Raw genomic sequence first — 13,361 nt, 5'->3', positions numbered from 1 at the left:
CGAAGAGCCCTTCCGATAAACGATTCTTCGGCGAAGAATCGGAACGAATTTTCGCAGAAAATTCGTACAATCCCTCCCGTCCGCGCAGAGCCCCGGCATGAGCCCCCGTCTCGCGACGCGAGTTTGGGTGGACGCCTATCTCACGCGTCTCCGGATCGAGGCCATCCCCGCCTTCATCGTCGCACGGGGGGACCCGACAGCGGGCGCCGTCCTCGTCAAGCTGAACCCGCTCGACGGCACCGCCCGAGCCTTCCAGCGCATCACGGCGATGGACAATAGGCGACCGTGGGATGTGATCGCGGACGGGGCAGAGGCCGACGTGGACGCCGTCCTTTCCTCGCAGCGGCGGTTCGACCCCGATATCTGGGTGATCGAGGTGGAGGATCGCGCCGGTCGGCATATGCTTGACGAACCCGGCCTAGACTGACGACGGCCGCCTCACCGGACGGATTCCATGATCGAGTGGCAGGACGACGGAGCGCTTCTGAGCATACGGCGCCATGCCGAGGGCAACGCCATCGCGGAGATCTTCACCCCCTCCCGCGGCCGGCATGTCGGCGTCGTCCGGGGCGGTGGCTCCCGGCGTCTGGCTCCGATCCTCCAGCCCGGCGCGCAGCTTTCGGTGACGTGGCGCGCGCGGCTCGAGGATCACATGGGCAACTTTACCGTCGAGCCGGTGAAGAGTCGTTCCGCCGCCGTGATGTCCGACAGGGCGGCCCTGGCGGGTCTGAGCGCGGTGACCGCGCTCGCGGCCTTCGCCCTGCCGGAGCGCGCCGCATATCCGAGGTTCTACGCCCAGACCATCACGGTGCTGGATCTGCTCGGAACCTCCCCCAGCTGGCCCTACGCCTACTTGCGATGGGAACTGGCGCTCTTGGAGGAAATGGGTTTCGGCCTCGATTTCTCGACCTGCGCCGCCGGCGGCAATGCCAACGACCTCTCCTATGTCAGCCCGCGCACCGGCCGCGCCGTAAGCCGCATGGGCGCGGGCGAATGGGCGGACCGTCTGCTTCCGCTGCCGCCTGCCCTGATGGGGGAGCCGCCGCGGGATACGTCAGAAATCCTGGAAGGCCTGAGGACCACCGGTCATTTTCTCGAAACCCGGCTCCGCCCGTCCCTCGGCGAGCGCCCGCTCCCTCCGGCGCGCGCGCGCTTGATCGCGGCGCTCTCGCGCCTCTAGTCCGCCCCGAAGCACCACCTCGCCGCCCGGGCCCGGGTAGGGCAGGGATAAGGCCCACTCCGAACTCTCCGCGTTCGTCCGCGGCGCAGGCGATCAGTGCCGCCGGAGGGTCCTAGGCCGGTCGCTCCGTGAGATAGCGTGCGCTTTTCTCGATGGCGGCCTTGGCGGGTACGAACTCCCGCCCCAGCACCGCGTTCGCCGCACTCGTATCGACTTTGTAGTGATACCCCACGGTCGGCACGAGCTGCCGTACGGTGGGATCGAAAAGCCCCACGATCCTCAGGGCAAGTTTGGGCGCTCGGCGCTTCGGAATGCCGCGCTCGGGGAAGAGGCTGGCAAGATGCTGGGCGATGTCGATGAGGGACAGCCAGCGGGACGAGGCGATCAGGCGGTGTCCGATGGAGCTGTCATAGTCCAGCGCCCGGACATGGAGCCGCGCGACATCCTCCACGTCCACGACGGGCATTCCGACATCCGGGACCATCGGATCCTTCCCGCTGAGGAACCGTTCCACGAGGCGCAGGGAGGTGCCGTAATTGTCGTCGAGCGGGATGCCGGCGACGAGACCGGGATTGACCGTCGTCAGCTTCATCCCCGGCGTCTTGCCGACGAAATCCCAGGCGGCGCGCTCCGCAAGCGTTTTCGACTGCGCGTAGGCATTGGCGGACGGGTGCTCCGGATCGGTCCAGTCCCCCTCCCCCAGGGTGCTGCCCGAATCCTTGCCGCAATACATGATCGCGACCGAGGAGGAGGTCATCACGACCCGTTCCACGCCCGCCGCATGCGCCGCCGACAGGGCCCGCATCGCGCCATCGACCGCCGGGCGGATCAGCTCCTCCGGATCGCCCGGCTGGCTCATTGGGAAGGGGGATGCGGTGTGGATCAGCGCGTCGACCCCCTCCATCGCGGCAGCCCAGCCCTCATCGCGGGTCAGATCGAGCTCGACGAAGGACAACCTGTCCAGGGCATCAGGATCGCCCAGCACGGGACGCAGCGCCGCGCGAACCTCCTCCGCCCGGCTCGGACTGCGCAGGGAGCCGCGCACCGTATGGCCGGCCATCAACAGCTCCTTCGCGACATGCTTGGCGATAAATCCGGTTATTCCGGTCAGAAGGACCGTTTTCGGCATGTCGGGGCTCCCCTTGGATCCAGGCCGGGGCCTGTGCCCCGTTCTCCCAAACGTGGACCTTCACCGCGCGAGCGCAAGGGATTGACCGGCAGCGGTCGCCTGACGCGGCGGTGGATCGCCGGCGCCCCGGGCGAATGTCGCGCAAGTTTGGGGGGGGCTGCACAATTGGAAGGCCACCGGCCCGCGGTTCCGCTTGCGCGCCGCGTCTGCGCCTAGGACGCGGTGCGAGAAGCCTCCGTTCCAGGACGGAAGACGGGCTGCACTTTGCGTTTCCATCCACAGGCGGCCGCGGACGATCACGATCCGCCCCTGCCCTCCCCCCTAGTCAGCAGCCCCCCCTCGGGCCACGTCCCGCCCTCTCTCCCTTCCGGCCGGGCGCCGCCTCGTCTATGCGGGACCGCATGACCAGTGCCGCCTTCTCCATCCATCGCCTGAACGCCCTGTCCCTCGTCGGCAGCGGCCTTGCACGCCGGGATGCCGTAGCGCCGGCGGCTCAAGGGGAGGGCTTCGCCGAGGCCTATGACCGGGAAACGCTCTGGTACGATGCGTTGACGGTCGGGCGCGAGACATGGCTCATTTGCCCGAAGCTGCTCAACCTCTCGCCCCTGCTGAAGACCCTCGAGCTCGACGGAACCCCGGTTCGCCTCAAGGGCATCCAGAGACACCGTCGCTACGATATTGCCCGGCTTGGGCAGACCGGCCGGCGCCTTTCGGTGTCGCATGGCGGTTGGCAGGCGGACTGCACCGTCGGTCCGCTTCAGACAAAAGCCTTCGAGGGACTCAACGCCTCCGTCCACATCTCCCGCAACAACCGTCTGGACTGGATCTCGGACTGGGCAAGGTTTCACATCGCCGAACAGGGGCTGGAGGCGATGCTGGTGATCGACAACGGCTCGGACGACTATCCCCCCGAGGCCATTCTCGACACGATGGAGGGCGCGGGACTGAAGGCCGGAGCGGTTCTGCTCGCACCGCAGCCCTACGGACCGGTTCGGGCCAGGCGCGGCGGAGGCGGGGCAAAGTTCCTGCAACCCGCGATGCTGAACCTCGCCCGGATCCGCTTTCTCGCCCGCGCCCGCGCCGTCCTGTCCGCAGATCTCGACGAGCTGGTCTGGACCGGGGGCGAGAGCATCTTCGACCGTGCCGCCGCGGCCCGCACCGGTTGGGCGATGGTGGAGGGTCGGTGGCGGATGCCGCCCGATGGCGCGGCGCCGCCACTGCGTCACGCGGACCACACGCACCTGCGCAAGGGCGATCCCGCCTGCCCGCCCAAGTGGTGCGCACGGCCCGAAGCCTTCCTGTCCCGCCGCGGCTGGGAGGTGCATGGCCCGGAGATGCCCTTTCCCGCCCGCTGGCTGACCGTGCCGGATGCCGGCTACTGGCACTGCCGGGCCGTCACGACGAACTGGAAGGACTACGACCGACTGAACGCCCGCCATATCGGCGACTTCGACCGGGCCACGGCGGAGAAACTGGCCCTCCGCCTGCCCTGATCCGAAGAGGCCGAACCGGATCCCCGCCCGGTCAGCTACGACAGTCTTCGAACCATGAACAATTCGTCGACGTCCCGGCCCCCCTCGATCAGCGCCCGAGGAACCCGGCCCGCCTGCTCGAAGCCGTGCCGCTCGTAGAAGCGAATGGCCGCAACATTGTCAGCGTTGGCGTGCAACTCGAGCTGTCGAACACCATTCTCCACAGCGCAATCTGTCACCGCGCTCAGCAGCCTGTCCGCAAGTCCGGCCCCGCGCTCGCTTTCGCGCAGGTAGACCATGACAAGCTTGGCACGATGCGCCCTCTTTTCACCGGTCTGGACCAGCAGTCCCATGATCCCCACCGGCTCGTCACCTTTCAACGCGGCATAGACAGGGGTCTTCATCCGGTTGAGCCATTCCACGTCCGGAAGCTTCGTCCAGTCCGCTTCCGTATTGGCGAAAGCCGAGGGAGAACACCGGAGGGACTCCAGGCGGATCGCCTTGAACAGAGGGAGCTCCGCTGCGCCGAGCCTTACTATCCGCACGTCGTCCATGGATCTCTCCCGCTTGGGACTGGCTCTGCGACTTCCACGAAACGGGTGATCCGGGCAAGGCGCTGGCGGCGGCGAAGGGCTCGGAGCACGGCTTTTCGACAAGCAGGTGGCGCCTCTTGCGCAGTTGCCGGGCGCGTCAGGGCACGATCGCGCAGTCTTTCGAAACGCCGTGGCGCTCGAGGATCTCACCCACGCGGCCCGCCCTCGCCATCTCGGCAATGAAGGCGTCGAGGTGAGCGGCGGCGTCGGGGCGGCCCGTCGGCAATCCCATGGCCTGCCGGATCTCCATGAAGGGTGGCTGGAGCACGCGGGTGCCCGGGCGGGTCTCGCTCTTCGTCTCCATCGCCTCCCTGATGCCGGCGATGGCGGCGACCTGTCCCTCGTCGAGCGCGGCGAGCGCCGTTTCGAGGTTCTCGTACTCGACAAGGTTCTCGGCCCCCTGCTGCCGCTTCAGGTGCAGCGTGTAGGCACTTCCCTTCACGGTTCCGACCTTCAGGCCCTCGGCGATGAGCGCCTTCGAATCCGCGACCTCCGTTTCCGCGCCGGCGAGGTAGCAGCCTTCGATACGGATATAGGGGTTCGTGAAATGGATCGTCTTCGCGCGGTCGGGATCGACGGCGAGGAAGCAGACGTCCCAGCGATCGTCCTCTGCCGTGGACGAGACCTCGACGGCGCGCTCATGATCGAGGAAGACCGCCTGAAGCCCCAGACGGTCCGCCAGCGCGCGGGCCAGATCGACGCTGATGCCGTGCGCCGTGCCGCTCTCGTCGCGGGACACGAGGACCGCGTTGCCGTGGTTCAGCGCCACGCGCAGCCGCCCGGTCGGGGCATAGGCCCGGCGCAGGTCCTCGTCGTTCATCGAAGCGTCGCTCATCGGTCATTCCCCTCGGTCCGGTGGCGCGGAAACAGGCCGCGCTCAACTCCGCCGATCTGGCCCGATCCCGCCGCCGATGTCGAGACGCTCGTCCCGATCAGGCGGGCGCAGCCGCCCCCTCCCGCTTCAGCACCCGCACGGAGGACCACCATGCCACCCCGATCAGGACGGCACCGCCGAGGCCCGTGATCACCTCCGGGATATGGACGAGCGACTGGGCGTACATCACCACCGACAACGCGGTGATCGCGTAGAAGGCGCCGTGCTCGAGGTAGCGGTACTCGCTGAGCGTGCCCTTCTCGACCAGCATGATGGTCATCGAGCGGACATACATCGCGCCGATGCCGAGGCCGATGGCGATGACGAAGAGGTTCTGCGACAGCGCGAAGGCGCCGATCACGCCGTCAAAGGAGAAGGAGGCGTCCAGCACCTCGAGGTAGAGGAACGCGCCCAAGCCCCCCGATGCGGCGGCGCGGCCCGTCTGCTGCGAGGCGTCGAGCGCGGCACCGACGAGTTCGACGACGAGGAATGTCGCGAGCCCCCAGATCGCCGAGGCCAGGAACACGTCGCGCATCCCCTCCCCCTGAAGGCGGGAAAAGATCAGCATGAGGGCGATGACGAGGGTGATCTCCACGCTCCGGATCGCCGCGATGCGCGACAGGCGCGATTCCAGCCAGCCGAACCAGTGCACGTCCTTCTCCTCGTCGAAGAAGAAGCTGAGGCCGACCATCATCAGGAAGGTGCCGCCGAAGGCCGCGATGGGAATATGCGCCTCGTGCATGATCTCGGCATAGGCGGCAGGCTCGGTGGCGGCGAGCGTCAGCGCGGCGAGCGGGCCGATATTGGCGGCGATCACGACGATCAGCAACGGAAAGATCACCCGCATGCCGAAGACGGCGATCAGGATGCCCCAGGTCAGGAAGCGGCGTTGCCACTTCGGCGTCATCGTCTTGAGCTTGTTGGCGTTCACGATGGCATTGTCGAAGGAGAGACTGATCTCGAGGACGGCCAGAACCGCGACGATGAAGAAGATCGAGAGGGTGCCGGGCAGCGTTCCCGTGCTCTCCCATCCAAGCCAGAGCCCGAGGACGAGGCCTACGGCCGTGACCACGAAAGCCCACTTGAAATAGTGAAAGATGGAAGTCGAACGGGCATCGTCCGGCGCGCCGGCGGCGCGGGTCTGTCGGTCGTCCATGTGAAGATCTGTCCAGGCGGCTGGAACAAGGGGCAGCGCCGACATCACGGAAGCACCGCCACTTCCGCCAGAGGGGCCCGGCCGCTGCGCGGGTCCGTCCGAGCGGCCCGCGGGATGACAGGTAACGCGCGGAGCCCTCCGCGGCAAGGGTCGCGGAGGGCCGGTCCGCCGCTCAGGCCGCGGCCGGCGCTCCCGAAAGAAGCGCGCCCAGCCCCCCGAAGTCGCTCTCGGTCTCCAGTGCGCAGAGCCGCTCGAAGAGCTCCTCGGCGCGGGCGGACGGCAGAGCCCGCGTCGCGCAGGCCATGAACTTCGTCCGCACGCCCTCCGCACGGTCAGGCATCACACGGGGATCTCGCGTGATGTCGTCGATCCGGGCCGCGTGGCGGGCGCCATCCGCCATCTCCACGATCACCTCAGCCGACCATTGCCCCTCCGGGCCGTCGCCCATCTGCGGATGCGGGCGCGCTGACGTCTTCTCCAGAAGCGCGGCGATACGGGGATCGGCAATGGCGTCCGCATCGAAATGCGCCAGGGTGACGTCCCCGTCCGCCAGCGCGCGGGCGGTGCAGTACTGGACGGAGAACTTCGCCTCGAGTGGCGTCTGCGGCCGGGGCGTGTCGGTATGCGCGAGGCGGCGGGGATGGGGCAGGATCTCGATCCGGGCGATCTTCTCCGCCTCGATCCCGTGAGCCTGCCGCAGGTCGAGGCCCGCGCCGATGGCGGCATGTGCGCTGCCGCAGCAGGGCCAGAGCTTGAGCGACAGCCCGTCATCCTCGAGCTCCCAGGGCGCGCCCCAGCCCTCGAAGAGTTTCTCCGCGTCGTAATTGCCCGCGCCGTTGAACACCTCGAAGAAGCCCTGGTCGTGCTCGAACGCCCGCGCGCCGGCGGTATAGCCCCGCTCGGCGAGAAGCGCGGCGAGAAGGCCCGCCCGGCAAGAGCGACCTATATGGAGCGGCTTCGTCATCGACCCGAAGTTGGCCTTGAGCCCGGCGCTATCGGATGCAGCGATGGACAGGGCCGTGGCGATCTGCGGCTCGGTGAGACCGAGAAGATGCGCCGACGCGGCTGCCGCTCCGATGGTGCCGAGGGTCGCGGTCGGATGCCACCCCTTGTCGTAGTGGTGCCAGTGGACGGCGCGGGCGAGGCGGATCTCGGTCTCCACCCCCGCGGCGTAGGCGGCGATGACGTCCCTGCCCCGTGCGGATCTCGCCTCGGCCAAGGCAAGAAGCGGCGCGACGAGGGGCGCGGATTGATGGCCGCCGAACACGCTGGAGAAATCGTCGAAGTCGAGCGCGTGGGACGCGGTGCCGTTCACCAGGGCCGCATCCAGCATCGAGACGCGCGCATCCGCGCCGATCACGGAGGCCGGCCCTGCCGCCTCGCAGATCCCCGGCGTCTCGCGCAGGAGGCGGACGCAGTCCTCCGATGCCCCCGCGAGCGCGACGGCCAGCGTGTCGGCGATGCCGATCACAGCGCGGGTGCGAACGAGCTCGGGAAGTGCCTCGAAGCGGATGTTCTCGATGCGCCGGGCTAAGCCGCCCGCGATGGTTTCATGCGTCATTGTCGCTCTCCCCGCCCGTCAACTTGTAGCGCGCATCGAGAGCGTCCCAGCGGCCCTTGTCCACCACGTCCTGCCGCTCCTCGAAGCCTGCAAGCCGGCCCGTCACGCCGGACAGATCGCCATGATCCGCAAGGCTCCTCGCCACCTCGGAGGCCGCGCGGATGGAGGCCTGAAGGATTGCGTTGGCATAGAGCACACCGCCGAATCCCATCTCAGCGAGCCGTTCGCGCCCGACCTCCGGCGTCTTGCCGCCATGCACGATGTTCGCGATCTGGGGCACGGGCAGCTCCGCGGCGATCCGGGCCATCTCCTCCTCCGAGGTCGGCGCCTCGACGAAGGTGACATCCGCTCCCGCCTCGATGTAGGCGCGCGCGCGATCGAGGGCCGCGTCCAGACCGTGGATCGCCCGGGCATCGGTGCGCGCAACGATCTGCAGATCCCCGTCTTTCCGGGCATCGGCGGCAGCGCGGATCTTGGCGACCATGTCGGCCTCGGGGATCACCTCCTTGCCGGCGAAGTGCCCGCAGCGCTTGGGAAAGACCTGGTCTTCCAGTTGCAGTCCCGCCGCCCCGGCCCGCTCCAGAAGGCGGACCGTGCGCGCGGTGTTGAGCGCGTTGCCGAAGCCGGTATCGGCATCCACCAGGAGCGGCGCTTCGGTCGCGTCGGCGATCCGCGCGACGATATCCGCCACCTCCGTCACCGTGGTCAGACCGATATCGGGCGCGCCCAGATGCATGTTGGCGATCCCCGCGCCGGTGACGTAGATCGCGCCGAAGCCCTGCCGCTCGATCACGCGGGCGAACATGGCGTTGGCAGCGCCGGGCAGGATCGCGGCCTCGCGCCGCGCGAGGAGGTCCCGCAATACCGTCGTCGGTTTCATCGTCGTCCCTTCTTCAATGGTCCACGTGACCGATGGGAGCGTGATCGCCCGGCACCACGGGCTGGCGGGCCAGCTCGTAATGCACCTCGGGGCGACCGCCTTCCCGATGCAGCTCGCGAAGCTCCTCGGCCACGCGGGCGCCGGCCACGGTGCGGCGTTGGTTGTGCCGCTGTGTCTCGATCCAGGTCGCGGTCTTGTAGCGCTCCACCCAGATCTCCGGGTCCTGCATGTCCCGCGACAGGACCCAGCGGCGGGCGCCGTCCCGGAACCGGTGGCGGCGGCGTTCGGCCATGAGCCCGAGGAAGCGCGGCACGTCCTGCTCGCGTATCCGGTAGCGGATCGTGGTGATCACCGGGCCGCTCTTGGGCAGCATGTCGAGGGAGATCTGCGGCGGCGTCCACGGTCTGTGCGGATCGAGCCCGTAGGTGTCGAGTTCCCGGAGCGCGAAGACGAAGCCGACCCCGATGCCGAGGATGAGCATCACCGCCGAGACGTAGAGCGCCATGGCGACGCCGAGATCGCCCGCCACGTACCCCCAGAAGAGACTGCCGAACGCGTTCCCGCCAAACGCCACGGTCATGTAGATCGCCTGGCACCGGCTCAGGACCCAGCGCGGGGCGGACAGCTGGACAGTGGTGTTGAAGGTCGACATCGTGACCAGCCAGCTCGCCCCCGCGAGCGCCGAGGCAAACAGGGTCAGCGGCATCGAGCGGCTGACGGCCATGAGCGCCGCTGCCACCGCGAAGACCGCAAACCCGGCCCGCACGACAGCTTCGAGGGACATCTTCGCGCGCAGCCCGCTCCCCGCGAAGGCACTCACGATGGCCCCGACGCCGAAGGCGCCGAGAAGAATGCCGTAGACCTGCGGGCCCCCGTCCAGAAGATCCCTCGCAACGAGCGGCAGGAGCGCCATGACGGAGATGGCAGCGAAGTTGAACACCGTGCCGCGCAACATCACGAGCAGGATCCCGGGGGACATGATGACGTAGCGCAGGCCCGCGATCATCGCACTTCCGACCGGTTCCGGCGGCAGCCGGTCCGCCGCGTTCATCTTCTCCCAGCGCAAGGCCACCAGGAGTACGCCGAGATTCGAGACCGCGTTGACGAAGAAGGCCGCGAAGGCCCCCACCGTCGCCACGATCACGCCGCCGATGGCCGGGCCGACGCTGCGGGTGATGTTGAAGCCGACGGAATTCAGCGCGATCGCCTGCGGGAGCGTCTCCTTTGCCACGATCTCCGAGACGCGGGTCTGCCAGCCGGGTTGGAACAGCGCCTTCCCGGAGCCAATCAGGAAGGTGAAGACGAGCAGGAGCCACGGCGTCAGCATGCCCATGAAGGCAAGGACCGCGAGGATGGTGGACACGACGAGGGTGAAGGCCTGCGCCCAGATCACCGTCGTTCGCCGCCCCAGTGCATCGGCGATGGCGCCCGAGGGCAGCGAGAAAAGCATGATCGGCAGCGCGACTGAGGTCTGCACCAGCGCGACGAGCTCAGGCGTCCCGCCCAGCGTCGTCATCGCCCAGGAGGCCCCGACGAGCTGGATGTGCCAGCCGAAATTCGCCGCGAGACCGGTCAGCCAGTAGCCTGAATATCCGGGCGTCCTGAAGGGGGCGAAGGATTTGGGTGGCGTCATGGGGCGACCGTCTCGAAAGGTCCGTCCGTCCTAGCGCGACCGTCGCGCAAGGGATAGTCCCCGGCTCTGCCCGCGCGCCCGGACGTCTCAGAGAACGCCAAGCGCGCCCTTCGTGATCAGGACGATGGACAGGCCGAAGAGCAGGACCTCGATGACGCGCAGGTAGAGCGCATCCGGCAGCACCCCCACGAGCCTGCGGCCGAGGATGGTCCCGGCGATGCCCGTCGCCGCGAGGATCGCCGTCAGCGTCCAGTCCAGCCCGTCGAGCGCGCCCAGGGCCCAGTATCCCGGCAGCTTGGCCAGGTTGCCGGCCGCGAAGGCAATGGCGATGGTCCCGGCGAACTGAAGTTTCGGCAGGCGCTGCGGCAGAAGAAAGGCCTGCGCCGGGGGCGCGCCCGAATGGGTGATGAAGGAGGTCACGCCGGTGAGCACCCCCCAGAAGAGACCGGGCGCCACCCGTGCCGCGGCAGCCGGCCCCTCCGGGCCCCGCGCCAGCCATTTGCGCCCGACATACCAAAGGCCGATCAGGCCGGTGACGATCAAGAGGAGCGGCTCCGGCGTATAGGGCGTGATCACGGTGGCCAGAAGGACGCCCGCGAACATCGCCGGGATCAGGATGGCAAGGTTCCGCGCGCTGAAATCCCGGCGGTAGAGAAAGACGCCGACCCAGTCGGTCACGAGAAAGACCGGGAGCAAGACCGCCGCCGCCACGACCGGGTTCATCACCAGCGAACACAGCGGCACAGCGATCGCCCCGGCCGAGGCCAGCCCCCCTTTGGAGGCTCCGACGATCAGCGCCGCGATAAGCAGGATGTAGAGATGGTCCACCGCGCGTCCCTCGCCGTCCGGGCCTCACCCGGCGTCTCTACCGGCCAGGGCCGCGAAGGGCGAGGGGGCGGCCCATACCGGCACTCCGGCACCCCCCGCCCCCCGAGGTCAGCTCACTCCTGGCTTCGGCCAGAATGATGCATCGGTCCGCCCGTGCGGCGGGGGAAGCCGTAGCCGTGGATCTCGACGAGATCGATGTCGGCGGGGCGGGCGGCGATGCCTTCGGAGAGGATCGCCTCCCCCTCGCGGGCCATCGCGTCCACGAGACGTGCGGCGATGTCCTCGCGGGGAAGATCCGCAGTGCCCCGGATGCGGGACGACAGAAGCTCGGATACCTTGCCTGACGGCTGCGGCGTGCGGTCCCCCTCGGCGTAGTCGTACCAGCCTCCGCCGCTCTTCTGACCCTTGCGGCCCGCAGCGACGAGGAGGTCTCCGAGCGTCTCGGGCACATCCTCGCCCGCCTCGCGCGCGGCGCTTCTCTGGGCGGCGGCGATGTCGAGACCGCCGAGATCCTGCGCTTCGAACGGTCCCATCTTCATGCCGAAGCCGCGCATCGCGGCGTCCACCTCTGCGATGGGGACGCCCTGCTCCACCAGCGCCTCCGCTTCGGCGCGGTATCGCTTGAGGATGCGGTTGCCGATGAAACCGTCGCAGATCCCCGCCCGCACCGGCATCTTGCCGAGGCGCGCGCAGAGCTTGAAGGCCGCGGCTTCCGTCTCCGGTGCCGTCCCCGGCAGGGGCACGATCTCCACCAGTTTCATGACGTGGGCGGGGCTGAAGAAGTGCAGCCCGATGCAACGCCCCTGCCCCTCCAGCCCGGCGAAGATCTCCCGGGGGTCGAGATAGGAGGTATTCGTGGCAAGGATGGTCCCCTCCCCGCATGCCGCCGCGAGGCGGGCGAAGACATCCCGCTTCACCTTGAGATCCTCGAACACCGCTTCGACCACCAGATCGCAGCCGGAGAGGTCCGACACATCGGTCGTGACCTTGAGCGCGTCACCGAGCCTCTCCCGCTCCGCCGCGTCGATCTTGCCGCGCTTCAGGGCGCCGTCGAAATTGCCGAGGATGCGGGATTTCGCGCGCTCGGCGCCCTCCGCGCTCGTCTCCATGACCGTGACCGGTAGACCCGCGAGGCCAAGGGCGGTGGCGATGCCGGCCCCCATTGTGCCGCCGCCGACGACGCCGGCAGAGGCGATGTCCACGGGCTCGACACCCTTGAGATGCGCGGGCCGGGGCGCGGCACGCTCGGCGAAGAAGACATGGCGAAGCGCGGCGGCTTCGGGGGCGGCGCGAAGCTCCAGGAACGTCTCCCGCTCGTGCGCCATCGCCTCGTCGAAGGACGCTTCCGTGGCGAGACGCAGGCAGTCCACCGCACGCACCGGCGCTTGGTGACCGGCCTTCGACGCCGCCTTGGCTGCGTCCTGCCAGAAGCTGTCCGGCTGCGCCTCGACCTGTCGCTCCGACGTGCGCGGCGGCAGCGGACGCTCCAGCGCGCTCCGGGCGAAGGCCAGCGCCTCCTCCTCGAGATCGCCTGCAACGACGGCATCGATTAGCCCCGCCTCCTTGGCCTTCGCGGCGGAGATGGGACGTCCCGATGTCACGAGCTCGACGGCGGCTTCCGCCCCCATCAGCCGCGGCGTGCGGACCGTGCCGGACGCCCCCGGGATGATGCCGAGGTTGACTTCGGGCAGGCCGACCTTTGCGCTCTCATGGGCGATCCGGAACCGGCAGCCCATCGCAACCTCGAGGCCGCCGCCGAGGGCGGAGCCGTGGATCGCGGCGATCCAGGGCGTTTCGGACGCTTCGATGCGAGCCACCAGATCCGGCAGATGCGGCGGCTCGGGGGGCTTGCCGAATTCCTTCACGTCGGCACCGGCGATGAAGGTGCGTCCGGCGCAGGCAAGAATGACGGCCCGCACGTCCGGATCTGCATCCAGCTCCTCCACCGCGTCCCAGAGGGCCTGCCGGACCTCCAGCGAGAGCGCGTTCACGGGCGGATTGTCGAGCGTTGCGATGGCGACGTCGCCCTCGCGGCGGATCGTCAGGACGGACATG

General features: G+C 68.7%; 12 protein-coding genes. 3 read left to right on the top strand and 9 right to left on the bottom strand.

The window, feature by feature from the left end; genetic code table 11:
- Positions 1–97: 97 nt before the first annotated feature.
- Together DQG15_RS15755 and recO are read left to right on the top strand one after the other, a co-directional pair.
- Positions 98–427, top strand: a complete 330-nt coding sequence (locus tag DQG15_RS15755; protein WP_116086889.1) for a DUF1491 family protein — start codon at positions 98–100, stop codon at positions 425–427.
- 30 nt (positions 428–457) lie between these two features.
- Complete coding sequence (gene recO, locus DQG15_RS15750) at positions 458–1,180, top strand: DNA repair protein RecO (protein ID WP_198665182.1); 723 nt, start codon at positions 458–460, stop codon at positions 1,178–1,180.
- Positions 1,181–1,292: 112 nt separating this feature from the next.
- Here recO and DQG15_RS15745 read toward each other — a convergent pair whose 3' ends face one another.
- On the bottom strand, positions 1,293–2,309 hold the full coding sequence (locus tag DQG15_RS15745; RefSeq protein ID WP_116086885.1) for an NAD-dependent epimerase/dehydratase family protein: 1,017 nt from the start codon (positions 2,307–2,309) through the stop codon (positions 1,293–1,295).
- A gap of 401 nt (positions 2,310–2,710) precedes the next feature.
- On the opposite strand from DQG15_RS15745, the gene DQG15_RS15740 reads away from it, so the two are divergent.
- Complete coding sequence (locus tag DQG15_RS15740; protein ID WP_157969023.1) at positions 2,711–3,802, top strand: hypothetical protein; 1,092 nt, start codon at positions 2,711–2,713, stop codon at positions 3,800–3,802.
- Between the two features lie 35 nt (positions 3,803–3,837).
- Here DQG15_RS15740 and DQG15_RS15735 read toward each other — a convergent pair whose 3' ends face one another.
- The 8 genes from DQG15_RS15735 to DQG15_RS15700 all read right to left on the bottom strand — a co-directional run bounded on the left by DQG15_RS15735 (position 3,838) and on the right by DQG15_RS15700 (position 13,360).
- Positions 3,838–4,335 (bottom strand): GNAT family N-acetyltransferase, encoded by a 498-nt coding sequence (locus DQG15_RS15735; protein WP_116086881.1) that lies wholly within the window; start codon positions 4,333–4,335, stop codon positions 3,838–3,840.
- A 136-nt stretch (positions 4,336–4,471) separates the two neighbouring features.
- Entirely contained in the window at positions 4,472–5,209 is a 738-nt protein-coding gene (locus tag DQG15_RS15730) for a transporter substrate-binding domain-containing protein (RefSeq protein WP_116086879.1), read from the bottom strand.
- 97 nt (positions 5,210–5,306) lie between these two features.
- The gene (locus DQG15_RS15725) at positions 5,307–6,404 is read right to left on the bottom strand and encodes a DUF475 domain-containing protein (RefSeq protein WP_198665175.1); all 1,098 of its coding nucleotides are present in this window, start codon (positions 6,402–6,404) and stop codon (positions 5,307–5,309) included.
- A gap of 172 nt (positions 6,405–6,576) precedes the next feature.
- Positions 6,577–7,965 (bottom strand): MmgE/PrpD family protein, encoded by a 1,389-nt coding sequence (locus DQG15_RS15720; protein ID WP_116086875.1) that lies wholly within the window; start codon positions 7,963–7,965, stop codon positions 6,577–6,579.
- On the bottom strand, positions 7,955–8,845 hold the full coding sequence (locus DQG15_RS15715; protein WP_116086873.1) for an oxaloacetate decarboxylase: 891 nt from the start codon (positions 8,843–8,845) through the stop codon (positions 7,955–7,957). The genes DQG15_RS15720 and DQG15_RS15715 overlap by 11 nt, the downstream gene beginning before the upstream one ends.
- Before the next feature lie 13 nt (positions 8,846–8,858).
- On the bottom strand, positions 8,859–10,478 hold the full coding sequence (locus DQG15_RS15710; protein WP_116086871.1) for an MFS transporter: 1,620 nt from the start codon (positions 10,476–10,478) through the stop codon (positions 8,859–8,861).
- Positions 10,479–10,565: 87 nt separating this feature from the next.
- Positions 10,566–11,306 (bottom strand): sulfite exporter TauE/SafE family protein, encoded by a 741-nt coding sequence (locus tag DQG15_RS15705; protein WP_116086869.1) that lies wholly within the window; start codon positions 11,304–11,306, stop codon positions 10,566–10,568.
- Positions 11,307–11,419: 113 nt separating this feature from the next.
- Complete coding sequence (locus DQG15_RS15700; RefSeq protein ID WP_116086867.1) at positions 11,420–13,360, bottom strand: 3-hydroxyacyl-CoA dehydrogenase NAD-binding domain-containing protein; 1,941 nt, start codon at positions 13,358–13,360, stop codon at positions 11,420–11,422.
- Position 13,361 lies beyond the last annotated feature (1 nt).

Source organism: Tropicimonas sp. IMCC34011 (assembly GCF_003390865.1).
Taxonomy (GTDB): Bacteria; Pseudomonadota; Alphaproteobacteria; order Rhodobacterales; family Rhodobacteraceae; genus Tropicimonas_B.
Note: the sequence above shows the minus strand (reverse complement) of the source record. Positions and strands in the feature narration are given on the sequence as shown.

Coding starts and splice junctions, on each gene's coding strand:
- DQG15_RS15725 (WP_198665175.1), bottom strand. CDS start 6,404: ATGGACGACCGACAGACCCGCGCCGCCGGCGCGCCGGACGATGCCCGT.
- DQG15_RS15745 (WP_116086885.1), bottom strand. CDS start 2,309: ATGCCGAAAACGGTCCTTCTGACCGGAATAACCGGATTTATCGCCAAG.
- DQG15_RS15715 (WP_116086873.1), bottom strand. CDS start 8,845: ATGAAACCGACGACGGTATTGCGGGACCTCCTCGCGCGGCGCGAGGCC.
- DQG15_RS15755 (WP_116086889.1), top strand. CDS start 98: ATGAGCCCCCGTCTCGCGACGCGAGTTTGGGTGGACGCCTATCTCACG.
- DQG15_RS15740 (WP_157969023.1), top strand. CDS start 2,711: ATGACCAGTGCCGCCTTCTCCATCCATCGCCTGAACGCCCTGTCCCTC.
- DQG15_RS15710 (WP_116086871.1), bottom strand. CDS start 10,478: ATGACGCCACCCAAATCCTTCGCCCCCTTCAGGACGCCCGGATATTCA.
- DQG15_RS15720 (WP_116086875.1), bottom strand. CDS start 7,965: ATGACGCATGAAACCATCGCGGGCGGCTTAGCCCGGCGCATCGAGAAC.
- DQG15_RS15700 (WP_116086867.1), bottom strand. CDS start 13,360: ATGTCCGTCCTGACGATCCGCCGCGAGGGCGACGTCGCCATCGCAACG.
- DQG15_RS15730 (WP_116086879.1), bottom strand. CDS start 5,209: ATGAGCGACGCTTCGATGAACGACGAGGACCTGCGCCGGGCCTATGCC.
- DQG15_RS15735 (WP_116086881.1), bottom strand. CDS start 4,335: ATGGACGACGTGCGGATAGTAAGGCTCGGCGCAGCGGAGCTCCCTCTG.